The following is a 24,751-nucleotide window of genomic DNA, read 5'->3' on the forward strand; positions in this document are numbered from 1 at the left end:
GCGGGGGTCAGTTCATGGTGGTGAGCAGCGGCGGGTGACCGGTGGTGTCCGCGAAGGTGCGGAAGCCCTTCCAGGTCAGCCCGATGCTCTCGGTGTGGGTCATGGGGTGGAAGTTGACCTGGGCGGCGCCTTCGAGGCGCTCGTCGACGACGAGGGCGATCTGTGGTGCGGTGTCGTGTCGCAGCGCCAGCGGGGTCGCGGTGCCGGGGGTGACGTGCAGCAGCTCGGCCATCACGTGCGCGGCGGCGAATCCGAGCCGGCCGCGCGCATCGATGCGGGTGTGCAGGGTCTTCAGGTCGATCTCGGTGTCTTCGTGTGCGGTGACGAAGAACAGGTTGCCCTTCTTGTCTTTGAGGAGGAGGTTCTTGGTGAACACCCCTGGCAGGTCCCCACGCAGCCGCTTGCCCTCGTCGATGCTCGTGTGCGCCGGATACGGCACGATGGGGGCGACGATCCCGATGCCCGCCAGGTAGGTCAGCAGTGCTTCGCGTTCGGCGGTCTCGTCGATGGTGGCGGTGTCGGTCATCAGCGGGTCACCTCGTCGAGGGCCTGGGTCAGGTCGGCGATGAGGTCGACGGTGTCTTCCAGGCCGACCGAGAGACGGATCATCGAGTCAGTGATGCCGCGGCGCTCACGTTCGGCAGGGCTCAGGCCGTGATGGGTCGTGGTCACCGGTTGCGTTGCGAGGGATTCGGCGCCGCCGAGGCTGGGCGCGAGCGCGAAGAGGTTCAACCGGTCCGCGACGCGGCTGCTGGTCTTGCCATCGGCGTCGACCTCGATCGTGATGATGCCGCCGAATCCATGCATCTGCGACACGGCCAGCTCGTGCCCCGGAAAAGAGGGAAGGCCTGGGTAGAGAACGCGGTTCACGCGGGCGTCTGCTTCCATCGCCTCAGCGATCGCCTGCGCGGACGCATTCTGTGCGTTCACCCTGATGGTGAGAGTGCGCAGGCTCCGGGCCAGCAGTGCGGCAGGTTCCGGGGCGATCGTGGTGCCGAGGTTCTTGCGCCACGCCCACACCGGGGTGATGAGCTCCGCTGCTCCAAGGAGGAACCCGGCAGTGACGTCGGAGTGCCCGCCCAGATACTTGGTCGCGGAGTAGACCACAATGTCGGCGCCGAGGTCGAGGGGGCGCTGGTTGACCGGTGAGGCGAAGGTGTTGTCGATCGCGACGAGCGCACCGTAACGGTGGGCCAGGTCACTGATCGCGGCGATGTCGAAGATCTCCAGGCCCGGGTTGGTGGGGGTTTCGAAGAACACCAGTCGGGCACCGGCCTCCAGGAGCGACTCAAGCTGGTCGAGCTCGCTGCCCAGTAGGAATGTGGTCTCGATGCCCAGCAGCGGGAGCTGATCGGCCAGCAGCTCAAGGGTGCCGCCGTAGGCGTCGCCCAGACACACGATCCCGTCGCGCCCGTACTGGGCGAACACCGCCATCTCGGCGGCCATCCCGGAGCAGAACGCCAAGGCGGCTGGGGCACCCTCGATGGCGGCCATGGTTTCTTCCAGCGCGAACGTTGTCGGGTTCATCCCGTACCGGGTGTACAGAGCCCCGGGAGTGTGGCCGTCGACTACGTCCAGCAGCGCCGCGGTGTTCTCGAACGCGAACGTGGTCGTGTTGTAGGTGGGCAGGTGCGGCGCACCATGGGCATCCTTCAAGGTGGTGCCGTGGATGGACCGGGTCGACTGGCCCGGGGCGTGTGGCGTGGGGGTGTTGCTCATGACGGGGAGTGGCCTTCCTCATGTGATGTTGACGCCGTTGATGACGTCAGCGCCGTGGTGGTTGGTTTCGTACGGGGTTCGGCGGGGTCGGATGTCCGAGTGCGGTGGCTTCGCCACCACCACAGGAGGGCGCCGATCACGGTGATCAGGACCGCGACGGCGAGGATGACGAGGTTGGAGGTGCTCTGCCCGAGCCGGGCGACCCCGGTTTCGAGCTCATATTGCACGGCGATCGGCAAGATCCCGCCGCCTTCGGGGTCGCGAGCGACCACGAACAGCAGCGCACCGAGGATGATGGAGAGCAGGCCGGAGATGAGTGCATGCCAGCTATTGCGCCACCGCCTGATCGTCAGTGTGCGAGGCGTCAGCGCGGCGCGGAGCGTGCCGGACCATCGTTTCCAGGCCAGAGCGAGCAGCAGCAGAGGCAATGCCATCCCCGCGGCGTATACGGCCAGCAGCACGCCTCCGTAGACCGGGTTCGCTCCCACAGCGGCGATCATCAGCACCGACCCAAGGATTGGGCCGGTGCACACCCCGGCCACACCGTAGGCGGTGCCCAGTACATAGACCGTCCATGCCCGGCCGGTGTCCGCGCCCTGGCCGGTGCGAGAGAGCCCCGGCAGAGGGACTCCGGCGACCTGTATGAGGCCGAACACGACCACAACTGTCGCGACCACGCTCAGCAGCACGCCGCGGTTCTGGTTCAAAAACGCGCCCGCGGTACCGGCGAACACCCCCAATGGAACCAGCGTGGTGATCAGCCCGAGGTAGAACACCCCGGTGCGTGCCACCAGGGTCGCCGGATGGGAGAAGGCGTACGCGAAAAACGCCGGCAGCAGCATCACCGAGCACGGCGACAGTAGGCTGAGCAGCCCGCCGAGGAACGATCCGAGGTAGCCGATGTCCATCACTGACTGGTTTCCTCTTCGAGTTGGGCATCGATGATCTGTCGGAACACCTCGATGGGTTGTGCCCCCTGGATCACCTGCTCACCGACCACGAACGTCGGCGTGGAGGTCACACCGAGCGCCCGGGACTGGCTGCCCTCCTGCTCGACGGCTGCGGCAAGCTCGGGGTCGTCCAGCCCGGTTTCGAACGCGGCGAGATCGAGGCCGTCGACCTCGCCTGCGAGGGCGAGAAGCCGGTCGCGGCTAAAGTCACCGTCCCCGGTGTAGGTGTGGGCGTAGAGCACTTCGTAGAACTGCCAGAACAGGTCCTGCTGTGCTGCGGCGCGTCCGGCGATAGCGGTACTCACGGAGCTCTCGCTGAGGATCGGAGTGTCCCGCCACTCCATGCGTACGTGCCCGGCGTCGATGTACTCCTCGATCAGGGTCGGGAGCGTCTCCTCGGCGAACGCACCGCAGTACTTACACGTGAAATCGGCGTACTCGATGATCACCACAGGCGCATCCACAGCCCCCATGGCGAACGGGTCGGCGTCATCTCGACGCGCCAGATCAGCCAGAGCGTTGGACTCCGCGGACGGTGACGCCGTTGTCGCGGGGTCTTCGTTGGCGGCGGTGGTGTTCTGCGTGTTCGATCCGATCACGGTTCCAATGCCCAACGCGAGCACGACTGCGGCGATCACTGCGGCAATCTTCCAGGGGAAGGCCCGGCGGGGTGTGGTAGACGTAGCGATACTGATACTCCTTGTTCAACAGACGGCGCACGCACTGCGCCCGGGTGCCCATGGGGCGATATTCCGCGTAGTTTCGGGGGTCGATGCAGGCTGCGGGGTTCACGCGATGCTGAGCGTGACCCCCTTGGTCGCACGCCACTCCACGACACCCTCATCCATGGCTCTCGCGTCCACCCCGCGCTCCCGCAGCCAAGCGGCGGCCTCACGGGCCATACGACACAGCTCCCCGCGGCAGTACACGACCACCTCAGCCCCGTCTGGCAGCTCGCGATACCTCTCCTCAAGCTCGTCCTGCGGCATCGAGATCGCCGCCGGGAAGTGCGCCGCCTCGTACTCCTGGCGAGGTCGCACATCGATGACCACCATCGCCGAGGTCACCGCCGACGGGTCGATTCCCGGGGCCTGCGCCTCCGAGTACCCCATGTAGTCGTCCAGCGCCTGACGCAGCTGCGGGTAGCGCGTCAAGGCGACACGCTTGGCCGCCGTGTACAGCTCGGCAACATCGTCACCGGCTAACTGGTACAAGACGCTCGTGCGCTCCCGGCGAGCCCGAACCAGACCGGCACGCTTCAGCGTCTGTAAATGCGCCGACGTGCTCGTCAAGCCCATCCCCGCCATCCGGGCGAGGGTCTCGACACTGTGCTCGCCCTGGGCCATCAGCTCCATGAGCTCCAGGCGGCGACCATTGCCGAGGGCCTTCACCACCGCGGCAAAAGAGTCGAAAACGGACTCCTTGCCACCAGACTCGCTATTCCATGCATCCATGGAACACAATGCTAGCATTGCGGAGGAGAGGGCTTCGCTGTGAGCGCGACGCATCGCATGGCCTGAGCGGAACAGCACTTGCCCACTGGCCTGTCGGTCACTGCCGGTGTTGACCGCAGGCGGGCCGGGTGCATTTGGAGAGGCCAGGATGAGCGAACAGAAACCGATCTACCTTGACCACAACGGGACCACCCCGGTGGACCGCGAGGTGGCAGAAGCAATGTGGCCATATCTGACAGAGGTGTATGGCAACCCGTCCAGCACTACGCCCCAGGGACTGCAGGCGCGGCGTGCGGTAGAAGATGCGCGCGAGCAGGTCGCCGCGCTCCTCGCGGCCCATCCTGATGAGATCGTCTTCACCTCCGGTGGCACCGAGGCGAACAACCTCGCCATCCGCGGCGCCGCGGCTCAGGCCGCGACCCCGGTAATGGTCACCTCGGCGATGGAACACCCCGCCACGATCGCTCCAGTGGCACACCTACGTCGACAACACGGATGGCGCGTGCATGAGCTGCCCGTGGATCACGTCACGCGGATCGTTCTAGACCAATGGCCGGCCGGGCCGATCGGACTGGGCACACTGATTCTGGCCCACAACGAGACCGGCACGATTCAGCCGATGCAAGATTTCGCCGAGACCGTCCATGCACACGGTGGTCTCGTGCACGCCGATGCTGCGCAGGCGGTCGGGAAGATTCCCGTGCAGGTCGACGACTTACATGTGGACCTGCTCAGCGTGGCCGGGCACAAGCTCTACGCCCCCAAAGGCATCGGTGCTCTCTACGTGCGCCGCGGAACATCCCTCTCGCCGGTGCTGCTCGGCGCTGGACAAGAACGAGGAATCCGGCCGGGCACGGAGAACGTCGCCGGAATCGTCGGCCTGGGTGCCGCCGCCGAGGCTGCCGGGCGACTGCTGGCCACCGAACCGGGCCGGCAGTCAGAACTTCGGGAACACCTGTGGCGCCGGCTGAGCGCGCGTATCCCTCACCTGGTCCGGATCACGCCAACCGAGAATGCGCTGCCGAACACGCTGATGGTCGCCGTCCCCGGACGGCTCGGCGCCGACATCCTTGACGCGGCCCCTGCCGTGGCCGCATCAACCGGCAGCGCTTGCCACGCCGGAACACACACCCCATCCGCGTCGCTGATGGCAGCAGGCCTCAGCGAGAACGTAGCGCTCGGCGCACTACGCCTAACTCTCGGGCGATCCACCTCCACAGCAGACATCGAGACCGCGGCCGACACCTTGATTCGAGCCATAGCCGCCGAACGCCAGACGGCATGACCACTTGATGTTCTAGGCGGCCGCACCTTGCCTCGCGCAAATCATGGATTGCAACTGAGACCCCATTCGTCAACCGGATAAGCCACGAAGGTGTCGATGCGCATGATGAGCGCCAGCGACGGCTACGAGTACCTACCGCGCACGATCGCCGCGGGTGATGGTGACCGGTCGCTCTCGACCGCGCGGCCTGGCATTACACGGAAGAGGGTACCCCGCCAAGACGCAGGGAACGTCCTCTTCGATGACGGCTGGGTTCACCTGGGTGTCGAGAGCTCGTGCCGGCGACGGCTCGGGTGGGCGGAGAGGGGATGGTGGTGGCGGAGCGGATGGTGCTTGTGCTGGACGAGGGCGAGCGTGCCGCGATCGCTCGTGATTTGCTCCGCTACGGGGCCTACCGGCAGCGGGTCGCTGACGATCTCGTGGACGCGCATGTCCTCCCGGAGCCCGGCGAGCCGGACCCGCCGGGGATCACGCCGCAGGTCGTGGCGATGACCGAGTCGCATGTGGCTGCGGCTAAGGACTGCGAGGATTTGGCTGCCGCATTCGAGAGCGACGACCTGGTACCGCTCACGCCCCTGACATCCGTCTCATCGAGGATGCCTTGGATGAGGCGTACCCTGATGATCTTCCGCCGGAGGTGGCGCGCACTGCGATGTTCTGCCGCGTCGTGTACCGTCGCCTGGACGATGCCGACAGCCCTGGTGATGTGGTTGCGGTCAGCATGGAGCCGCAACCTGCTGCGACGGAACGGTATGTGCTCGGCATGATGCACCGGCTGAGCGAGGCGAACGCGGCACTCAGCACGCAACTCGCAGAGTTGCGCCAGAACCTGGAGTCGCTGAACGTACGCCTTCAAGCGCAACAGCGCGAGATCGTGCAACTGCGTGGTCAGGGCGGGAAACGCCGGCGGCTCCCGAACCCGTTCACCTCGGCGTTCGAGCCCACCAGCCCGGCCCGGCGACGGCCCGAGACCGAGCGAGGACGCTCACTGCAACCGGCCCGCGGAGGGTCGGGTGCGCCCCGGCATCAGTGGTCGGGCGGTTCACCTGGTCTGCATGACGGTCTCGATGCGGGTGATGAGCGCGGGCGATGGGTACAAGTACCTGCTGCGCACGATCGCTGCCGCTGACGGCGACCGTTCCCTCTCGACCCCGCTGACGAGGTATTACGCGGAGGAGGGAACACCACCCGGCTTTTGGATGGGGTCGGCCCTGCGCGGCCTCGGTGACGGGCGGATCGGGGCTGGGGATGTGGTGTCGGAGGCGCAGTTGCAGTTGCTGATCGGGATGGGCCGCGACCCCATCAGCGGCGAGCCGCTGGGCCGTGCGTTCCCGAAGTACGTGTCGGTCGCGGATCGGATCGACAAGCGCGTCGCCGGCCTCGACCCGGCGTTGGGGATGGGCGAGCGTGCCGAGCAGGTCGCCCGGATCGAGGCGGAGGAGACCGAGCGTGGGGGCCGGAGGGCGGTCGCAGGGTTCGATTACACGTTCTCGGTGCCGAAGTCAGTGTCGGTGCTGTGGGGTGTGGCGGATGCGGGCACGCAGGCGCTGATCGCCCAGGCCCATCATGAGGCGGTGGCGCAGGTGCTGGCGTTCATGGAGCGGGAGGTCGCCGCGACCCGCTCCGGGTACACCGCTGTCGACGGCGCGGTCGCGCAGGTCGATGTCACCGGGCTGGTGGCGACGGCGTTCGATCACTACGACAGCCGCTCCACCGACCCGCAACTCCACACCCATGTGATCGTCTCGAACAAGGTGCAGACTGTGCTGGACGGCAAGTGGCGGTCGCTGGACGGGCGGCCGATGCACGCCGCGGTGGTCGCGATCTCGGAGCATTACAACGCGGTTCTGGCCGACCGCCTCACCGCCATGCTCGGTCTGGGCTGGGAGAGGCGGGACCGGGGCCGGGACCGGAACCCGGCGTGGGAGATCACCGGGGTGGGTGAGGAGTTGATCGCGGAGTTCTCAACCCGCTCGCACGACATCGACGCCGAGACCGACCGGCTGATCGACGCCTATGTGACCGAGCACGGGCGCCGGCCGTCGGCGCGGACGATCCTCCGGCTGCGCGCCCAGGCGACGCTGGTGACGCGGCCGGACAAGCAGGTGCACTCGCTGGCCGATCTCACGACCGAGTGGCGCGAACGCGCCACCACAGTGTTGGGCGAGGACGCCACCGCCTGGGCGCGCGGCATCGCCCAAGCCCAGGCGGCCCACGCTTTGCGGGCCGATGACGTGCCCTTGGAGACGATCACCGAACTCGGGCAGCAGGTGGTGGCGATGGTGGGTGAGAAGCGGTCGACGTGGCGACGCTGGAACCTGCACGCCGAAGCTTCCCGGCAGTCGATGGGCTGGCGGTTCGCGACCGTCGCCGACCGGGAAGCGGTCGTGGGGATGATCGCCGACGCCGCCGAACAGGCTTCGCTACGCCTCACCCCGCCACAGCTCGCCTCCAGTCCGGCCGCGTTTCGCCGCCCGGACGGCACGAGCGTGTTCCGCCCGAAGCACTCGACCGTGTTCTCCTCAACGCTCCTGTTGGAGGCCGAAGACCGCCTCCTGAATCTCGCCGCCACGACCACCGGCCCGACAGTAAACGTAGCCGTGGTCGAGAGGATCACCGGCAGGCCGGATCAGCAGGGCCGGATGCTCGGCCCGGACCAGGTCGACGCGCTGACGAAGGTCGCCGTCTCCGGGCGGGTGCTCGATGTGCTGGTCGGGCCCGCCGGGGCCGGGAAGACCACAGCTATGTCGGCGTTGCGGCGGGCGTGGGAGAAACAGCACGGCACCGGCAGCGTGGTCGGGATGGCGCCCTCGGCAGTCGCCGCCGAAGTGCTCGGTGACGACCTCGGGATCGCGACGGAAAACACGGCGAAGTGGTGGCAGAACCACCTCATGTACGGCGAGACGTTCCAGGCAGGCCAACTGGTCATCATCGACGAGGCCTCCCTGTCCGGCACCCTGTCGCTGGACCGGATCACCGCCCTCGCCAGTGATGCGGGGGCGAAGGTGCTGCTGGTCGGCGACTACGGCCAGCTCCAATCGGTCGATGCCGGCGGCGCGTTCGGGATGCTCGTGGCCGACCGCCGTGGCGACACCCCGGAGCTGGCCGAGGTGCATCGTTTCGTGCAGGAGTGGGAGAAGACCGCCTCCCTCAATCTGCGACACGGCCGCACTCGCGTCATCGACACCTACCTCGCCCAGGGCCGCATCAGTGACGGCGACGCGGAGGCGATGATCGATGCCGCCTATGCCGCGTGGCGGGCCGACCGCGATGCGGGGCGGGCGTCGGTGCTGATCGCCGAGACACGGGAGGATGTGACCGCGCTCAACGCCCGCGCCCGCGCCGACCTGATCCTCGAAGGCCGCATCACCCCGTCCCGCGAGGTCGCTCTGGCCGAAGGCACCCGAGCGGGCGTCGGAGACACGATCATCACCCGCCGCAACGACCGCCGCCTGCGCACCGGCACCGGGCGGGACTGGGTGCGCAACGGGGCCACCTGGCAGGTCACCGATGTGCGAGAGGACGGGTCGATCACGATCCGCAAACCCGGCCGCCAGTTCGGGGCGATCGTGCTCCCGGCCGACTACGTGGCCGAGCAGGTCGACCTCGGCTACGCCGTCACCGCCCACCGCGCCCAGGGCGTCACCACCGATACCGCGCACGTGCTGGTCGCACCGACGACGACGCGGGAGAACTTCTACGTCGGCATGACCCGTGGCCGGGAGGCGAATCGTGCCTACGTGATCCTCGACCGGCCCGACGACCACGCCGCCCCGCACCCCTCGGACAACGAGGAGGCCACGGGCCGCTCGGTGCTGTTCGGGGTGGTGCAGCACTCCGGGGCGGAGGAATCCGCGCATGAGGCCATCACCTCCGAGCAGGAGCAGTGGGGGTCGATCGCGCAGCTCGTCGCCGAGTACGAGACCATCGCCGCAGCCGCCCAGCACGACCGCTGGGCCACCCTCATCCGCGCCAGCGGGCTCACCACCGAACAAGCCAACGCCACCCTCGCCTCCGAAGCTTTCGGAGCCCTGATCGCGGAGCTGCGGCGGGCCGAGGCCAACCACCACGACCTCGACACCCTCTTCCCGCGGCTGGTCGCCGCCCGCGGGTTCGAGGATGCTGACGACATCGCGAAAGTGATGCACTATCGCGTGGCTCGCGCCACCACCGGGCCGGCGGGGTCGGGGCGGACGAGGAAGGTGCCGGCGTTGATCGTCGGGCTCATCCCGCACGCCCGCGGCCGGCTCGCCCCCGACATGCGCCAAGCCCTCACCGAGCGCCGCGAGTTGATCGAGGCCCGCGCCGATGCGATCCTCGACACCGCCCGCCAGGCGGCCGAGCCCTGGACGACCCTGCTCGGCAATCCGTCGGCGGATGAGCGCGGCGCGGCCCGGTGGCGGCGTGACGCCCGGACCGTGGCCGCCTACCGCGACCGGTACGGCATCACCGACGACGCCCCGCTCGGCCCGGGCCCGGTGGGCACATCGCAGAAGATCGACCACGCCCACGCCGCCACGGCCCTACGACGCCTCACCCCACGCCCCTCGGGACGGGACGAGGCGCGGCGGCCTCCGGTCGGCGTGGATCGGCACGGGCCGTCGCTCTAGTCTTCGACTTCTGGTAGCGGGTTGATGACGTGGAGATGGGTGAGGCCTCCCTGGTTCACGCAGTCCTCAGCCAGCTCGTACACCTGTCGATGGAAATCGGCCGCGGAGGCCGATGCTCTGACAGTCGATCGTATCGATGTAAAGGCCCGGAGCGGGGTGGAGACCCCGTCGTAGGTGAAGCCGGAACCGTCGACTGTCAGGATGCTCAATGGCTGCTCGCCGGCCCACTCGACGCCGACCCGCACGTCATATTCGTCGTGATGCAGCGCTTGGGCATTCGCGTGCACGAGGGCCATGAAGTCCGCCACGGCAGATTCGATTCCACGCCCCTCGACCTGCCAGCCCTCGAAGTATCCATCAGCGCTCATGCGGTGGCCGCCGACGGCTGCGGCCAGAGAGACCGACCCGTCATGATGCACGCTGGCCCATGCTTCCCTCCAGATCGACCGGTCACCTGTGGCGGTGTTCGGTGCGACCCAGCGACGCAGTCCAGGGCGAGGATTCACGTGCTCGACGTTCTCCAGCGGATGGACGCCGGTGTTCTTCGAGAACGAGAGCGTGGTCGTCCGAGCCGCTTTGAAAGCCTCTCGTGCCTCGTCCCGGGTCAGTCGCGTCAGGGCTCCGGGGATACGCGGATGAGCCACCGCGACCAGCCACGCTCGTTTGTCTACGTCGCGGCCCTCCGCAGCTTCCGCGAACAGCGTGTCCACGGCCTCTGTCGCGCGGCGTCGTTCATCGAATCGCGCTCGATACATGACCTCGATCTGGCGCTCTTTCATCCACACCGTATCGGAGTCGTTCCGGACGGGAGCGCCAAAGAAATCGTTCTTGTAGATCAGGTGCGGTCCGTCCACGCTTGCGGGGATGACCACAGCAACCGCGCGGCAATCGGCGCCGAGCCGGTGAATGTCGAGCCCGAATACGGGCGGGGTGATCGCGGTGACCGCTACGCTCCGATAGGCGCGCTCGTGCCCTTCGGTGAACTCTCCGGTATCGCTCCGCCCCGTCGCCGCCTTCTCCCGTTCTTCGACGCCGTAGACGATCATCCCGCCGCCACTGTTCGCCATCGCCGCGATGTCCTTGGGCACATCGGTCTGCGCAAGGTTCTTGATCGGCGGGAGTTCAGACTTCCAATCCAAGTCGTCGCGCTCCGTCACACCCGCTGTCACCGCGTCGGTCAGGATCTGATCCGTCAGAGGGCTCGGCGGCAGCCCGAGCGCGCGGTGCAACGGTGTGAAGTTCATGCCTCTAGCGTACTGAGACGCGCCGGCCCCACGCCTGACTTCCATCGACGCTGCGACCGCGACAGCCCGAGTAGCCCCATCGAAAGATCAAGGCCGCACAGGCCGTGCGCTCGTGGTCAGAGGGTCGGGGTGTCGGTGCTGCGCTGTTGTGGTGGTGCCGCCCGGAACCGCGACGGGTGCAGGGAACCGGTTGGCGCTTCGTTCAGTGCTTCGGTCATGTGCAGCAAGTTGATGATCTGGCTGGCATCGGTGACGAGCTCGCCGCGGCGTTCCTGCAAGAGCCGGTGCGGGCCGGTGCTGGTCGCGCTGGTCACCGGACCCGGAACCGCTCCGACCCGCCGGCCCAGATCATGGGCCTGCTCAGCCAGCCGCATCACGCCCGAACGTGCGCCGGCTTCGACCAGGATGGTGACGTTCGACAGGGCGGCCATCAGCCGGCCGCGTGCCTGGAATCTGTGCCGGGAGGGTGTCTCTCCCGGCGGGACTTCGCTCACGACGAGTCCGACGTCGGCGACCTGATCCAGCAGGTCACGGTTCCCTGCCGGGTATGGCCGGTCCACGCCGCCGGCGAGCACCGCGATCGTGCTCCCTCCGCTGGCCAGGGCCGCGCGATTCGCTGCCGCCTCGATCCCATACGACCCGCCGCCGACGACCACACGATCATCCCTGGCGAAGTCCGCGGCGAACTCCCCGGCGACCAGCTCCCCGTAGGAGGTTGAGGCGCGGGAACCGACGATGGCGACGAAGTCGAGGAGCGGGCGAGACAGGAACGAGTCCGCGCCCCCGTCCACAACACATACGGTGCCCGCGCCCCGAGGACATCCAGCGATCCCGGCCACGACGTGTCGGCGGGGATCACCGTGCCGATCCCCGCCGCCTCCGCCTGCCGCACCCGGTCGACCAGCACCTCCGGTCGCGTCGCAGCGGTGAGGCGGTCGCGCCAGGCCAGCGCGTCGGCACGGTTCATCCCTGGCACCGCTGCACGGTCGTCCTCGATCAGGCGGAGGGTCTCGACGCCGCCGACCCGACCCAGCACCCGACCCGTGGCCGGATCGTCGGGTTCGGCGATCATCGACAGCACCATCCGCGCCTGCCGCTCGCCCTGTACCTGCTCTGCCAGCCTCACCATGATCGCTGTCCCTTCCCGGCCCTGTCTCTCGTCGGCAAGGTGCGCACCTCCCTCTCGGCAGCAGGAGGGGCGAGGGGTTCCGTCTGTCCCCGGTCGGGCGTATCGTGGGTGTAGAGGCAGGTTCTCAACTCTGCGGGTCCTTCGGGACAGCCCTTTCGGGCACTCACTACACGTACTGCCTCCCTAGCGATACGTGTCTTGGAGGCCCGTCATGTTCCGACTCATCTGGATCGCCAGCATCCACATCCGCATCTTCATGCGCCGCTGGATGCCCACCAACCGCGTGCTCGACAAGGTCCGCACCCGCAAAGGACTCAAGTGGGGCGTGCCGGCGGTGCTGCTCGCGATCCCGTACCTCTACCTTGCCAGCCTGCTGGCCATCATCGTCCGCGACGGCGGCCCCGGCTGGCTCAACATCTTCGTCCTCATCAGCATGTGGTCGGCGTTGAAGATGCTCTGGATCGGCCCCATCAGCCTGATCCTGCTCGCCCGCGCCCGCCTCCGCGAGCACGCCCAGCGTCGCGCCGAGCACCGAGAAGGCAAGGCGAACAAGGGGAAGGTCTTCGGGCAGGTTCCGGTGCTGGCCGGAGATGCATCATGACCAAGGCGATCCTCTACCTGCGCAGCGCGACCGGGAGCCGGGAGCAGACAGACCGGCAGGAGGATACCTACCGCGAATACCTGCAAGAACGCGGCCTGTTCGATGCCGGTACGTTTACCGAATCGGGGCAGCCCCACGATCGGCTCACCGACCTCATCGACACGGCCACCAAAGCCGGGATAACTGAGGTGGTCGTCGCCGACCTCTCCCGTCTGGGAAGCCGACCGCAGGCATCGATGCGCAACCTCAACGCGCTCAAAGGCGCCGGCCTGACCCTCCACGCCGCCACCGGCACCCTCAGCGGCCCGTCCTGGAGGAGTGCATCGTAGCCACGATGTTCGAGTTCGCTGCCGCAGACGCCCGCCACTTTCTCGAGAAGCACGGCACCGGCAGCTGAGACCCGCCCAGGACAACAGTTCGCGCCTGCCACCCACGCGGGGACATGCGCGAACTCATGTCTGCCGCTCAGACGGGCACCTTGCGGCGTCGCCCCGTGGTCGGATGGTCACCACCCCTCCTTGACCAGAGCACGGCGGTAATGTCGGTGCGGCGACGTAGAATAGTTACATGGGTGTAGTTCCTGCAAGTTCGACGGGAGCCGGAGAAGAGAACCTCTCTGGCATAGTCAGCACGCCCGCCCGACAGGACCATCCATCCACGACAACTGAGCCACCCACCCCATCCTTCGATCGCTTCCAGGTCCTCGCCCTCGATGGCGGAGGAGCCAAAGCACTGTTCACCGCTCACGTCCTCGCGCGGATGGAACAGGATCTCGGTGTCAGCATCAACGACTCGTTCGATCTGATTGCCGGGACATCGGCAGGCGGGATCGTCGCGCTCGGGCTAGGCTCCGGTCTCACCCCGAGCGAGATCGTCGGGCACTACGAAGAACTCGTCAACGCAGTCTTCCCGGCCGCACGTCGGCGACTCTGGCGGCGACCACGTCAACTCACTGCACCCATCTACGACGCCGACGCGCTGCGCGCCGCCCTAACGAAGGTGCTCGGCGACCGGCTGCTCGGGCACAGCGCGAAACGGCTAGTCATCCCGGCGTGGGACGTGCAACGCGGCTCCGTTCACGTATTCAAGACGCCACACCACACTCGGCTCACACGGGATTGGCGCATCCCGATGGTGGACATCGCGATGGCAACCTCGGCAGCACCCCTGTACTTCCCAGCCGCACGCGTCGATGGACACCGGCTCATCGACGGCGGCGTGTGGGCGAATAACCCTTCAGTCGTCGCGATCGCCGAGGCCGTGAGCATGCTCGATGTGCCACTGGCCTCAATCAGGGTGCTCAACGTAGGCACCATCGACCAGCTCACGAACCACCCCAAGCGCCTCGACCGCGGTGGGCTGCTCAACTGGGCGAAGCCAATCGCGCCCCTCATCCTCAACGCCGGAAGCCGAGGCGGGCAAGGCATCGCTGAACATCTGATCGGCAAAGATGCCTACACGAGATTCGACGCACGAGTCCCCGGCGACCTCTACGCACTCGACTCAGCAGACCCAAAAGACCTCGCCGGTCTCGCCGCGTCCGCGAGTCGCGAACTCAGCCCCATCTATACAGAGCGATTCACAGGTCATCGCGCAGCCGAGTACAAGCCGTTGATCGGAGACCGACACCGCGGCGGTCCGACCAGCACGTCAACCACGGAGGTCCCCGATGAAGCTCACTGACTACTTCAACGTCCTACTCACGGACACCGTCAATCTTGGCCAGGTGAAGCTCGACTCGCTCGACTCACGCGTCGAGACGGTCTACAAGGCGTTGAAGGCCGACGAACAGATCGGACACCTCATCCTCGGCAAGACGCCCCAGGGATCGTGGGCTCACAAGACCATCATCAACCCCGTCGGCGACAAAGAGTTCGACGCGGACTTCATGCTCGACATGAGCGAGAACCCAGACTGGGCCGACGATCCCAGGAAGTACATCGAAGAGGTCTACGCAGCTCTGCACCGCCACAGCACCTACCGGGACATGCCGCACTCACGCAAGTGCCGCTGCGTCCGACTCGTCTACGCAAACTCCATGCACCTCGACATCGTGCCGCACCTCACCCTCGCCGACGGACGCGAAGTGATCGTCAACCGGGACAATAACGACTGGGAGCTGACCGACCCCCAGGGCTTCACCGACTGGATGAGGAACAAGGACGCTCTCGCGAAGGGCAACCTCCGCAAAGTTATCCGCCTGATGAAGTACCTGCGTGACCACAAAAACTCCTTCACCGGCACCCGGTCGATCCTCCTGACGACCATGCTCGGCGAGCAGGTCACCGAGCTACGCACGCTGCTTGACCCCAACTACTACGGCGACGTCCCGACCACCCTCCTGCATCTCGTGCAGGACCTCGACACCTGGCTTCAGGCGCGCCCGACGAAGCCGTCCATTCCGGACCCGTCTGGGTCCGGGGTCACGTTCGATCACCGGTGGGAGCAGTCCACCTATAGCTACTTCCGGGACCGTATCCACGTCCACGCCGCCGAAATTGAGGAAGCATACGAGGAGAAGAACAAGGAACGCAGCATCGAGCTGTGGCAGGGCATCTTCGGTGACGGCTTCAAGGCGCCGGCCACTTCGTCCAGCAGCGCGAAGTTCCCGGCGGCAGCCCCAGCCGCCGCTTCCACTGTGGGGCGTTCTGGCCGTGCGGGATGAGCCGCCGCAACCGGGCCACGCTTTCGGCCTGGCAGGAGCAACTCGTTGGCGAGCTGAGGGCGCTCGCCAGGGAGCGTCCCAACGACGTGCGGATCGTTCAGCCACCCCAGCTCGACCCCGACGGCGACGCCAACCTCCGAATCCGGCTCCACACCGCCGACATCTCGCACTGCCCCGGTGGACTCGAGCTTGGAGACAACGAGGAGTTCATCGTCAGGATTCGCCGCTCGCTATTCCACCCGCCGAGCGCCGAGGTCGACCACACCCGCTTCCTCGGCTTCCCGCACGTCCTCCAGGGACAGCGGCTCTGTATCTACCTCGACCCTTCCCGCGAATGGCACCCCTCTGACGGTATCGCCGGCTTCCTCAACCGACTGTGGGACTGGCTCACCGATGCCGCCGGCGGAGCCTTCGATCCCTCGACCGCGATGTACCACGCTGTCGGAGGAGTACTCCACCGCGCCGACGACACGCCCACAATCGTCGTCCGCGAGTCCGGGCCCCAGAAGCGGCATCAGATCGCTCGACTCATCCCTCGGTCACCGCGCCGCTATGACCTCACTTATGCGACCGACCACGACGGACACCGCACACCCGTCTACGTGCTCGCGAGCGACCTCCCCTTCGGCGCGACATCCACCTTCGCTCTGCTCCTCGCGCTCCTGGACGACCCGTATCTTGACAGCGTTGGGGGACGATCACCAGAAGTTTCTCCACAGTCGCCCGCGTTTCTCACGACACTCCTCTCCAGCGCTCTACGAAACCCTGACGGCACCGAGCAGTACTTCGTACTTGCGGTACCTCACCCCGCAGGCGGGCCACACCATCTACTCGGCGGACGCCTCCCCGTGACTACCGCCGACGCCCTCCGGCGCCTCGCCAAAAAATACGGCACCGCGGTCAACCTTGATCCCGCGATCATCAACGCCGACATCCCCATCGAATGGTGCAGCATGTCTGACGAACGACAAGAGATCACAACCCGACGCGACGAAAACCGCCCCGTCAACGGCTTCCAAGGAAAGAACGTTCACATCTGGGGCTGCGGTGGACTTGGATCATGGCTCGCTGAATTCGTCGCACGTGCCGGAGCAAGCACCATCACCGTCTGCGACCCCGGTACGATCACGGGCGGACTCCTCGTTCGACAGAACTACACCGAGGCCGACATCGGACAGACAAAGGCCGACGCCCTCGCCGCACGCCTCAGGGCGATCCGCGATGACCTGACCGTGACTGTCGCAGAAGGAAACGTTCCCGACCCAGCCGTCTCCCTCGCGGCGGACCTCATTATCGATGCAACCGTCAGTCACAGCGTCACCGCCTACCTCGACACCCTCGCCGTCGAAGACCGCAAAGCGCTCATCGCCCAGGTCGCCACCGACGCTAGGACGGGAACACTCGGCATTGCCCACATCTGCGTGCCCGGCGTTGCCTGCACGCCGTCTGAACTTGACGATCAAGTAGGTCGCTCGGTGCTCGCCGATGGAGAGCTGGAGCTGTACCACCCGCTCTGGGAGGAGACAGCCATAGGCGACGAGCTAATCCCCACCAGAGGATGTTCGGTCCCCACATTCCACGGCTCGGCCGCAGACCTAGCAGCCGTCGCCGCGACACTCGTCAACATGATCGGTCTGCACCTCCAGCAGGCAGAGCCGTCTGCCTCGGGTACCCACCTCATCTCTCTGCCACACGCACCAGCAGGCCCTCGGCATCACTTTCTTCCCGTACCGTCAGACACTCGCCCGCTGAGATAGCCGCCCCGTCAGTTCGAGCTTGTGTGTACAGGGGAGACCAGGGCCGGAACGGACTTTTCGACGCCTTCGCTTCCCTGTCCGCGTCGACCGCTAGGCCGAATCTTGACTCCCAGCGTCACAAGCGCCCGCCGCACCGCCTGCTGACTGACCCCGAACCGCAGTCCGACATCCAGCAGCGTGGCACCATCCTCGTAGAGCCGCGCGGCCTCAGCGCGATCCTCCTCGGCCAGCCCCTTTCCGCGAATCGGTACGGACCGACGCACCAGGTGAGCGGCCGCCGTGCGCTTGTGAATCCCGAACCGCTCGGCCAGCCTCACCAGCGTCCAGCCCTGCCGGTACAGCGCGACCAGCTCATCAACCTGCTCCGGCTTCAAGAAGGTTTGAGCCATCCCAACTGAGCGAACCAGCCGGCCCCGTGCATCCACCACCGGAGGCTCGACTGGTCGCTTAGACTTCCTGTAAGAGCCTCGGGACCAGCGAGAAGCCACGGTCTTCAAGGCCGGGCCAATGTTCTCAAACTCCCTACGGAGGCCCACCATAGATTGGATGTTCAAACCCGCGACATCAGCGGGCTTTACGTCCTCTCCCGCACGCAGCCTGGCCTCATAGGCCAGCGCTGCGGCATGGAGCGATGGATCGAGCAGCATGTCGAAGGGCTCACCTGGGCTGGCTTCCACGAAGTCGCCGCCGTCGAGCTCGTACACGTTGATGCGGTCGAAGAACGCCTGATTGCAGATGCGCCGCAGCGAGTCGTCAATGCTCATGTAGATCGCGTGCATGTCGCCGGCGAGAGCAAGGCAGTCCTCCAAGTGGGCCTTGGCCTGGTCGTACTCGATCTGACCGGCGTCGATCCGGGAGTCGAGGAACGCGAGCCGGCGGGCGATGCGGTCTTGCTCCTCTTTGAGCAGGTCCAGCGGTACGGCCCCGGCGTGGTGGGCGTGCAACAGGCTTCGCCGTTCCTCGCGGAGTTTGTCGCGCTCCGCGGCGAGGGTGCGTCGCTCGACCTTGCTCGCGGCGTGGAGGTCATCGAACTGGCGGGTGAGCATGTGCCGCAGCGCGGTGACGATGTGCTCGGGAATCTGCACGCTCCGGTAGTAGTCCTCGACCTTCTCCTCGATGTCGCGGATCGGCATGGCCGGACGTACGCAGTTGGTGCGCTTGGAGTGCCGGCCGGCACACATGAAGTACGGATAGATGTTGCCGTGGCGGTTCTTGGCGTGGGTGACCATGAGTCGGGAGCCGCAGTCACCGCAATAGACGGTGCCTTTCAGGTAGTGCTCGTGCGTCTGCGTCCTCTCACCGGAGACCTGGTGCGCGGTGAGAACGTTCTGCACCCGATACCAGACCTCGGCGCTGACCAGCGGCTCGTGGAGCCCGTCGTACCTGGCGCCTCGGAAGATCACGTCGCCCTTGTAGTACGGGTTGGAGAGCATGTCCTGGATCGTGGTCAGACCGGGCGCTTTCGAGGGACGCTTCGGTGTTGGCACGGTCGTCAGCCCGCGGTCGACCAGCTCACTGTGCAGCATCGACGTGGAGTAGTTCCCGGTCGCGTATGCCTCGAACGCCCACCGCACCAGCGCGGCACGCTCGGGGTCCAGATCGACCGTGGGGACGTCGCGGCCGAGCTCGTCGCGCTTGTGAACGTTGAGGTAGCCGATCGGTGCGCGGCCGACCGTTCCGCCTGTGGCCGCCTTCTGCGTCATGCCCTTGGCGACCTCGTTGGCAAGGTTGCGGGAGTAGAACTCCGCGATGGTCGACATGATGCCGTGCAGCAGCATCCCACTCGGGGTCTCGTCAATGTTCTCCGTCGCGGAGACGAGCATGACTCCGGCCTCTTTGAGCGCGAGGTGGATCGCCACGTCGTCGGCACGATTGCGGGCGAGCCGGTCGACCTTGTGGACGATGCAGTAGGCGATCGAATGCGTCTTGACGTACTCGATCATCCGCATGAGTTCGGGCCGGTCGGCCTTGCGCGCGGATTCGCCCGCGTCCACGAACTCCTCGATCACGATGGCGTTCAGGTCGCGGGCCTTGCGGAGATTCGCGTCGCGCTGCGCGGGGATCGAAAATCCCTCGTCGCGGCCACCGCGCTCGGCTTGCTCCTTGGTGGACACGCGCAGGTAGGAGACGGCGAGCGTCGTTGTTTCGCCGAGGTGGTCGAGGCTTGATGGCGGTGCTGGGGGCGCCAAGGTCATGAGTCGTGTTTCCTCTCACCGATGGGTGGGAGCCAGAACGACGACGAACCGTCGCACGGTGCGACTCGTATTGGGAAACACGACCTGCGGGTTCAGAGCCGCAGGTAAGCCACAAGGGCAACAGGACTGCGCACCCAGCCGGATTGAGTGATCTGGCCGTGGCGTCGGATCTATTATACTCCGCCGTCCTCTCGCGGCTCAGGAGTCACGGGAGGCGGTGTGGTCGTCCGGCGGTCTTCCTCGGCACGGGCGACGGCCATGCCGAGGAAGACCTGCGCGAGCTTGTGCAGATCAGGTGACTGCCTGGGCACCGCCTCTACGCGGAAGCGCCTGTCCTGGCCGCGCTTGCGCCGTTGCTCCCGGTTCACGGCAGCTCTCCGGTGTTCGGGTCGAGGCCGGCGTAGAAGTCGTCCTCGGCCTGACGGCGGGCAGCGACGTCATCGAGGACGAACTGGACGAAGTCCTGGTCGCGGTTCGGGATGATGCGGTCCTCGACGGGCTCGGCGGGGTCCTCGCCGGGCCAGGCGGTCTGCCGAGTCGGGCGGTCGCGGTCCAGGCGGGTGCCGCAGGCGGCGACCCAATCACGGAGCCGCTGGCGGGCGTCCGCGAAGTCGCGGTGCCAGCCCAACGGGGCGGAGGCGTTCTGCTCGACGTCGTAGGCCGCGAGCCAGTGGAGGTGCAGAGCGGAGAGCTCCCAGACGAGCTCGGGGTGGTGGTGCCAGAACGGCGGCACCACCGAAGCGGGCAGGCCATAGGTCGCCCGGAGCCAGTTCACCCACTTGTTCAGCTCCAGCCACTCGGCCTCAGCCTCGTCGGCAGTGAGCAGGTTCCAGTTAATCGGGTGCGGCGGCTCGGGCAGCAGCGGAGCGTCGAAGGCCTCGGGCTCGTCGCCCAGGTCTGGCTCGTCGGGCTCGGGCGCGGTGTCGTGATCGCTCACCGTGGTCACCGCGGTTCACAGCCCGAGCGCCGGAGCGGCGCTCGGGCTCTCGCGGCGGCCCATGCCGGCGGACTGCCCGACGGGCTCGGCCGTCGAGGCGGGCTGGCGGCGGGTGCGGTCAACCTCGTAGCTCGTGCGAGCGAGGTCGTGGCCGAGCTTCTTGGCGACGAACTCCTCGGCCTTGACCGTCTCGCCGTCTGGGCCGGTGCGGCCGTACTGGCGGGTGTAGCCCTCAGCAACGAACTTGTCGCCCTTCGCGAAGCGGGCGTGGGCGCGCTCGGCGGTCTTCTGGAACGCCACGAGGTCGTGGAAGGTCGTCTCGGTCTGCGTGAACGACCCGTCCGGCTCCTTGCGGTAGTGCTCCTGTCCGATCTTGGCGTAGAACCGGGCGTCGCCCCGCTCGGTGTAGGTGAGCTGCGGATCGGAGGCGATAAACCCAGAGACGGATTCCTGAGTGTGGAGAGCCATCGGACTGTCCTTCTTTCTGACATCGGCGCAGGCCCCGCAACGGGGCCGCTCTGTCAGACAGGTGCGCCCGGCGGCTCCTCCAAGCGGTGCTGCAAGGCCGCCTCGATGGCGGCCCGGTCGGCGCGGAGCTGTTCGGCGTCGGGTCGGATGGTCCAGGTCCGCATCCGGGTGACGATGGGCGGCGCGGAGCGCAGCAGCACGAGCGCGGTGCCGAACGGCAGGGTGCGGATGGTGTCGGGCGGCATGATCGGCACCCGGCGGATCGACCGCTGAGCGGAACGAGAGCCCTGGTCTCCGATAGTGGTGGAGTCGGTCACCTCGTCACGCTCCCCAATCAAGGTCGTGAGGTCGTGGAGGTCTTTCGAGTTGGATGCGCCCCCGAGGATGATCTTCACGATCGAGGCGTCCCAGATCGCGCCGGCCGCGTTCTCCGACCACTTCTCCCTGGCTTGGGCGAGCGACTGGAGCACGGGCATGGTTGTGATTCCCGTGCCGCCTCCTTCGGCCATGAGCGTCGGCAGGGACGGCAAAGGGGCGAGGTTGCCGACCTCATCGAGCGCGAGCAGCACGGGCGGGTCGAGCCGGGCGCCGGGGCTGCGGGCGGCGATGCGTCGGGCGGCCTCGACGAGATCTTCGACGAAGGCGGCGACCAGGGCGGCGGAGTTGTTGGCTCCGGCTCCGGTCGCCAGCAGGTAGAGGGTTCCCTTGGCGCGCAGGAACGCTTCGGGGTCGAGGTCCTCGCCGTCCCGCGGGTTCACCGCGTCGAGCACGCGCGGGTCCGCGAGCGCGGCGAGGGCGAGGGAGACGCCTTGCCAGATGGAGTCGCGGGTTCTCGGGTCGGAGTCGATCATGGCCTGCAAGGAGTCGGCCCATCCGGTGGCGGCTTTCGGGTTGGCGGTGAGGATCGCGACCGCGTCGGCGGCGGCTGCCGGGTCGAGGGTCCACCGGAACAGCTCACCCGGTCCGCGCCGGTCCAGCGCCGCAGCATGGAGCAGGGCTTGAAGCGCGGTGCGGGTCTTTCCTTCCCAGAACCCGCCGCCCTCGACCCCGCCGGCGGAGAGTCCGGTGCCGGCGGCGAGCCCGGACGCGCGGATCATCGCGGTCAGGGGGTCCTCGCATCCCCGGATGGGCGACCAGCGCAGCCCTGCGGGGACGCCTTCGGCCAGGTGCTGCGGGTCGAAGACAGCGACCGGCCCGACCTTCTCCCGTGCCCGCAAGGTGGCGGTGAGGTTGTCGGGCCGCGTCGAGGTGGTGACGACGGCGCCGGGGGCGTCCAGGATCATGTTGATGACGATGTGGGCGCCCTTCCCGGAGCGCGGCGGCCCGATCAGCAAGATGCTGTCCTCGACGGAGGCCCAGACGCCTTTACCGCGCGAGCTGCCGATCCGGTAGCCGATGTCCTCCGGCCGCGGCTTGTCGAGTGAGGGCCGCAGGTGCCCTGCCCTGCGCAGCAGTGCTCTCTCGGATGTGGCGCGGGCGACGTCACTCCGCGTGGCGATCCCGACGATGCGGTACGGGTCGTTCTTGAGCTGTCGGCCGTGTTCGCGGGCGAACCCCCAGATGAACAGGGCGACGGCCGTCGTCGCCAGGATGAGGGCCGTCGCCGTGATCCAGTAGGCGACCGCGCTCAGGCCCGGTGCGCTGAACGCGGCGGCCGGGTCGCTGGGATGGACGAGCACGGCGAGCCCCGTCTCGATGCCGCCGGCTGGCTGGCTCGTGCCGGTGATCCAGGCGGCGAGGGAGGCGGCGCCGCGCAGGATGCCGGCGAGGATCACGGCGGCCACGAGGAGGCCGATGCCGAAGTTGGTCATCTCGTCCCCGAGCGGGCCGGCCGGACGGGGCGTGCTCATCTGGTCGCCGCCTCGGGGTGCCCGATCGTGACGGCGCCGGAGACGCGGCCGAGCAGAATGACCTCGCGGGTCGGACTGGCCGCGAGCTGGTCGACGGCGATCAGAGCGCGGGCGGCACCATCCGGACCGGCGTCGGAGTGGGCGATGACGACAGCGATCGCGACATCCTCGCCCGGTACGAACCCTTCCCCGTAGAGCACCGGCAGGGCCGGCACTGCCGGTTCGGGCATCGGCTGCGGGTCCGGACGACGGCGTTTGCCGGGCGTGACGATGTCGGTGAACACCGATCCGTCCGCCTCGCGGACCTCAACCCGTACGGGGGCACGGCGCTGGTCGGTGAGGTGGTCGAGGATGCTGGCGAAGTCCTCGCGGCGCCAGGGCGGCGCGAACGGCTCCGGCAGGTGCGGGGTCCGGTCGATGGTGACGGTCATCCGCCCGTCTTCGGCGATGTCCATGACGACGTGCGGCAGCACCACCGGCACGCCCGGCTCCTCGGCCTCCCGGTCCTCGCGGTGGTCGTGGTGGGCCGGCTCGCCGGGGGTGCGCTTGTCGTGGGGCCGGCTCATCGTGCGCCCTCGGATTGGTTCGGGAATCCCGATGCGCCGTCAGGAATCTCGGGAACATGAGACCTCGCCGCTGTCTCTATTGCTACGGGTTCTTTTCGGGTGCTCATACCCGGTAGGTGCGTTCTGTCCGCCCCGGTGCTGGGTTCGCCGGTGTCGCGCGACAGTCTGAAAGTTCTTCGGGATTCCTGAAGGTTTCGGAGTATTCTCGAAGTATGTGCAGGATTTCTGAACTGGAACGCTGATGGCTCTGACGCCTGTGCGGAGCGTGGCGACGGCGCCGGTGCTGGTGTCGCCGCAGGATGCTGACGATTTCGAGCAGGAGCTGATCGATCAGTTCGCGTTGGCGCAGGCGTCCGCGGGGATCTCGGACGGTTACATCACGAGCTCGCGTTCGGTGGTGTTCGAGTTCGCGAGGTCGCTGTCGGGTCCGGCCTGGACGGCGAGGTACGCGGACGGCGACCGGTTCCTCGCGGAGCAGCGGCGGCTGGGGCGGGCGCAGTCAACGCGGGCGGGCAAGGCGGGCATGATCGCCCAGTTCTACGACTTCCTCATCACCCGCTACCTCGGCGACATCCGTGCCGCGACGGGCGTGATCGTCGAGCAGCCCATAGATGAGTGGAACCGCCCGTCCGGAGTGTCCCTCGGCAAGGTTCGCGTCCCGCCGTCGGACGCGGAGATGACGGAGTTCTTCGACCGTTGGCGGGCGTCGGTCGCGAATGCCAGGAAGTATCTGCCTGCGGCGCGGGACTACTTTACGGCGTCGCTCTGGCGACGCCTGGGTCTGCGGATCAACGAGTCGGTCATGCTCGACATCCGGGACTGGCGGCCCGACCTCGGACAGATCGGCAAGCTGCATGTCCGGTTCGGGAAGGGCTCACGCGGCCGCGGCGTCAAGCCGAGGCTGATCCCCGCGATCAACGGCGCCGCCGAGCTGATCGACTGGTGGCTGGCCGAGGTGCGCCCGCAGTTCGGGTCGGATTGGAGCGACCCGGACGCGCCGATGCTGCCCAGCGAGCGGATCGATCACGAGTTCGGCCGTTCGGTTCGGGTCGGCCCGAACGCGCTGCGTCGGGCGCTGGCCGATCAGACCGAACGGTGGCTGCCCGCCTGGTCGGGGCGGATGACCCCGCACGTCCTGCGACACTACTGCGCGTCCTCGCTCTACGCCGCGGGCATGGACTTGAAGGCGCTGCAGGAGCTCCTCGGGCACAACTGGCTCTCGACGACGAGCCAGTACATCCACGTCCGCAGCGACCACATCGAGACCGCGTGGCATCAGGCCAACGCCCGCATCGAACGACGCCTGGGAGGAGAGGGCTGA

At 67.4% G+C, this 24,751-nt stretch carries 21 protein-coding genes; 9 read left to right on the forward strand and 12 right to left on the reverse strand.

What is annotated here, in order from left to right:
* Positions 1–7: 7 nt before the first annotated feature.
* The 5 genes from F8A92_RS01350 to F8A92_RS01370 form a co-directional block, all read right to left on the reverse strand.
* A complete protein-coding gene (locus tag F8A92_RS01350; RefSeq protein ID WP_081793367.1) occupies positions 8–526 on the reverse strand; it encodes a YbaK/EbsC family protein in 519 nt (172 codons plus the stop codon).
* Positions 526–1,719: a trans-sulfuration enzyme family protein gene (locus tag F8A92_RS01355; RefSeq protein ID WP_034713936.1), complete on the reverse strand. Its 1,194-nt coding sequence runs from the start codon at positions 1,717–1,719 to the stop codon at positions 526–528. Before F8A92_RS01355 ends, F8A92_RS01350 begins: the two co-directional genes overlap by 1 nt.
* Positions 1,716–2,627: a cytochrome c biogenesis CcdA family protein gene (locus tag F8A92_RS01360; RefSeq protein ID WP_081793368.1), complete on the reverse strand. Its 912-nt coding sequence runs from the start codon at positions 2,625–2,627 to the stop codon at positions 1,716–1,718. The genes F8A92_RS01355 and F8A92_RS01360 overlap by 4 nt, the downstream gene beginning before the upstream one ends.
* The gene (locus F8A92_RS01365; protein ID WP_051518188.1) at positions 2,627–3,307 is read right to left on the reverse strand and encodes a DsbA family protein; all 681 of its coding nucleotides are present in this window, start codon (positions 3,305–3,307) and stop codon (positions 2,627–2,629) included. Before F8A92_RS01365 ends, F8A92_RS01360 begins: the two co-directional genes overlap by 1 nt.
* Positions 3,308–3,457: 150 nt before the next feature.
* The gene (locus tag F8A92_RS01370) at positions 3,458–4,123 is read right to left on the reverse strand and encodes an ArsR/SmtB family transcription factor (protein WP_034713940.1); all 666 of its coding nucleotides are present in this window, start codon (positions 4,121–4,123) and stop codon (positions 3,458–3,460) included.
* A 148-nt stretch (positions 4,124–4,271) separates the two neighbouring features.
* Between F8A92_RS01370 and F8A92_RS01375 the strand changes: the two genes are divergently transcribed.
* The 3 genes from F8A92_RS01375 to mobF all read left to right on the forward strand — a co-directional run bounded on the left by F8A92_RS01375 (position 4,272) and on the right by mobF (position 10,018).
* On the forward strand, positions 4,272–5,408 hold the full coding sequence (locus tag F8A92_RS01375; RefSeq protein WP_034713942.1) for a cysteine desulfurase family protein: 1,137 nt from the start codon (positions 4,272–4,274) through the stop codon (positions 5,406–5,408).
* A 601-nt stretch (positions 5,409–6,009) separates the two neighbouring features.
* On the forward strand, positions 6,010–6,537 hold the full coding sequence (locus F8A92_RS01380; RefSeq protein WP_153502770.1) for a hypothetical protein: 528 nt from the start codon (positions 6,010–6,012) through the stop codon (positions 6,535–6,537).
* Entirely contained in the window at positions 6,464–10,018 is a 3,555-nt protein-coding gene (gene mobF, locus F8A92_RS01385) for a MobF family relaxase (RefSeq protein ID WP_034713983.1), read from the forward strand. The genes F8A92_RS01380 and mobF overlap by 74 nt, the downstream gene beginning before the upstream one ends.
* Here the strand turns inward: mobF and F8A92_RS01390 are convergent.
* Together F8A92_RS01390 and F8A92_RS01395 are read right to left on the reverse strand one after the other, a co-directional pair.
* On the reverse strand, positions 10,015–11,262 hold the full coding sequence (locus tag F8A92_RS01390; protein ID WP_034713985.1) for an AlbA family DNA-binding domain-containing protein: 1,248 nt from the start codon (positions 11,260–11,262) through the stop codon (positions 10,015–10,017). The genes mobF and F8A92_RS01390 overlap by 4 nt on opposite strands.
* Positions 11,263–11,378: 116 nt before the next feature.
* Complete coding sequence (locus tag F8A92_RS01395) at positions 11,379–12,053, reverse strand: DNA-processing protein DprA (protein WP_051518189.1); 675 nt, start codon at positions 12,051–12,053, stop codon at positions 11,379–11,381.
* A gap of 549 nt (positions 12,054–12,602) precedes the next feature.
* On the opposite strand from F8A92_RS01395, the gene F8A92_RS01400 reads away from it, so the two are divergent.
* The 5 genes from F8A92_RS01400 (at position 12,603) to F8A92_RS01420 (ending at position 17,414) form a co-directional block, all read left to right on the forward strand.
* Positions 12,603–12,992, forward strand: a complete 390-nt coding sequence (locus tag F8A92_RS01400; RefSeq protein ID WP_051518190.1) for a hypothetical protein — start codon at positions 12,603–12,605, stop codon at positions 12,990–12,992.
* Complete coding sequence (locus F8A92_RS01405; RefSeq protein ID WP_034713946.1) at positions 12,989–13,321, forward strand: recombinase family protein; 333 nt, start codon at positions 12,989–12,991, stop codon at positions 13,319–13,321. Before F8A92_RS01400 ends, F8A92_RS01405 begins: the two co-directional genes overlap by 4 nt.
* A gap of 238 nt (positions 13,322–13,559) precedes the next feature.
* Positions 13,560–14,675 (forward strand): CBASS cGAMP-activated phospholipase, encoded by a 1,116-nt coding sequence (locus tag F8A92_RS01410; protein WP_034713948.1) that lies wholly within the window; start codon positions 13,560–13,562, stop codon positions 14,673–14,675.
* Positions 14,662–15,657, forward strand: coding sequence for an SMODS domain-containing nucleotidyltransferase (locus F8A92_RS01415; RefSeq protein WP_034713950.1), 996 nt, complete (start codon positions 14,662–14,664; stop codon positions 15,655–15,657). The genes F8A92_RS01410 and F8A92_RS01415 overlap by 14 nt, the downstream gene beginning before the upstream one ends.
* Positions 15,654–17,414: a ThiF family adenylyltransferase gene (locus F8A92_RS01420; RefSeq protein ID WP_034713952.1), complete on the forward strand. Its 1,761-nt coding sequence runs from the start codon at positions 15,654–15,656 to the stop codon at positions 17,412–17,414. The genes F8A92_RS01415 and F8A92_RS01420 overlap by 4 nt, the downstream gene beginning before the upstream one ends.
* Positions 17,415–17,422: 8 nt before the next feature.
* On the opposite strand, the gene F8A92_RS01430 is transcribed toward F8A92_RS01420, so the two are convergent.
* From F8A92_RS01430 to F8A92_RS01450, 5 genes are all read right to left on the reverse strand, one after another.
* Positions 17,423–19,609 (reverse strand): recombinase family protein, encoded by a 2,187-nt coding sequence (locus tag F8A92_RS01430; RefSeq protein ID WP_228389103.1) that lies wholly within the window; start codon positions 19,607–19,609, stop codon positions 17,423–17,425.
* Positions 19,610–19,973: 364 nt separating this feature from the next.
* Positions 19,974–20,546 (reverse strand): hypothetical protein, encoded by a 573-nt coding sequence (locus F8A92_RS01435; RefSeq protein ID WP_153502771.1) that lies wholly within the window; start codon positions 20,544–20,546, stop codon positions 19,974–19,976.
* Between the two features lie 15 nt (positions 20,547–20,561).
* A complete protein-coding gene (locus tag F8A92_RS01440) occupies positions 20,562–21,014 on the reverse strand; it encodes a single-stranded DNA-binding protein (RefSeq protein ID WP_153502772.1) in 453 nt (150 codons plus the stop codon).
* A 53-nt stretch (positions 21,015–21,067) separates the two neighbouring features.
* Positions 21,068–22,864 (reverse strand): type IV secretory system conjugative DNA transfer family protein, encoded by a 1,797-nt coding sequence (locus tag F8A92_RS01445; protein ID WP_153502773.1) that lies wholly within the window; start codon positions 22,862–22,864, stop codon positions 21,068–21,070.
* Positions 22,861–23,430: a hypothetical protein gene (locus F8A92_RS01450; RefSeq protein ID WP_228389104.1), complete on the reverse strand. Its 570-nt coding sequence runs from the start codon at positions 23,428–23,430 to the stop codon at positions 22,861–22,863. Before F8A92_RS01450 ends, F8A92_RS01445 begins: the two co-directional genes overlap by 4 nt.
* Positions 23,431–23,671: 241 nt before the next feature.
* Between F8A92_RS01450 and F8A92_RS01455 the strand changes: the two genes are divergently transcribed.
* Complete coding sequence (locus F8A92_RS01455; RefSeq protein WP_153502774.1) at positions 23,672–24,751, forward strand: tyrosine-type recombinase/integrase; 1,080 nt, start codon at positions 23,672–23,674, stop codon at positions 24,749–24,751.

Source organism: Cumulibacter manganitolerans (assembly GCF_009602465.1).
GTDB lineage: Bacteria > Actinomycetota > Actinomycetes > Mycobacteriales > Antricoccaceae > Cumulibacter > Cumulibacter manganitolerans.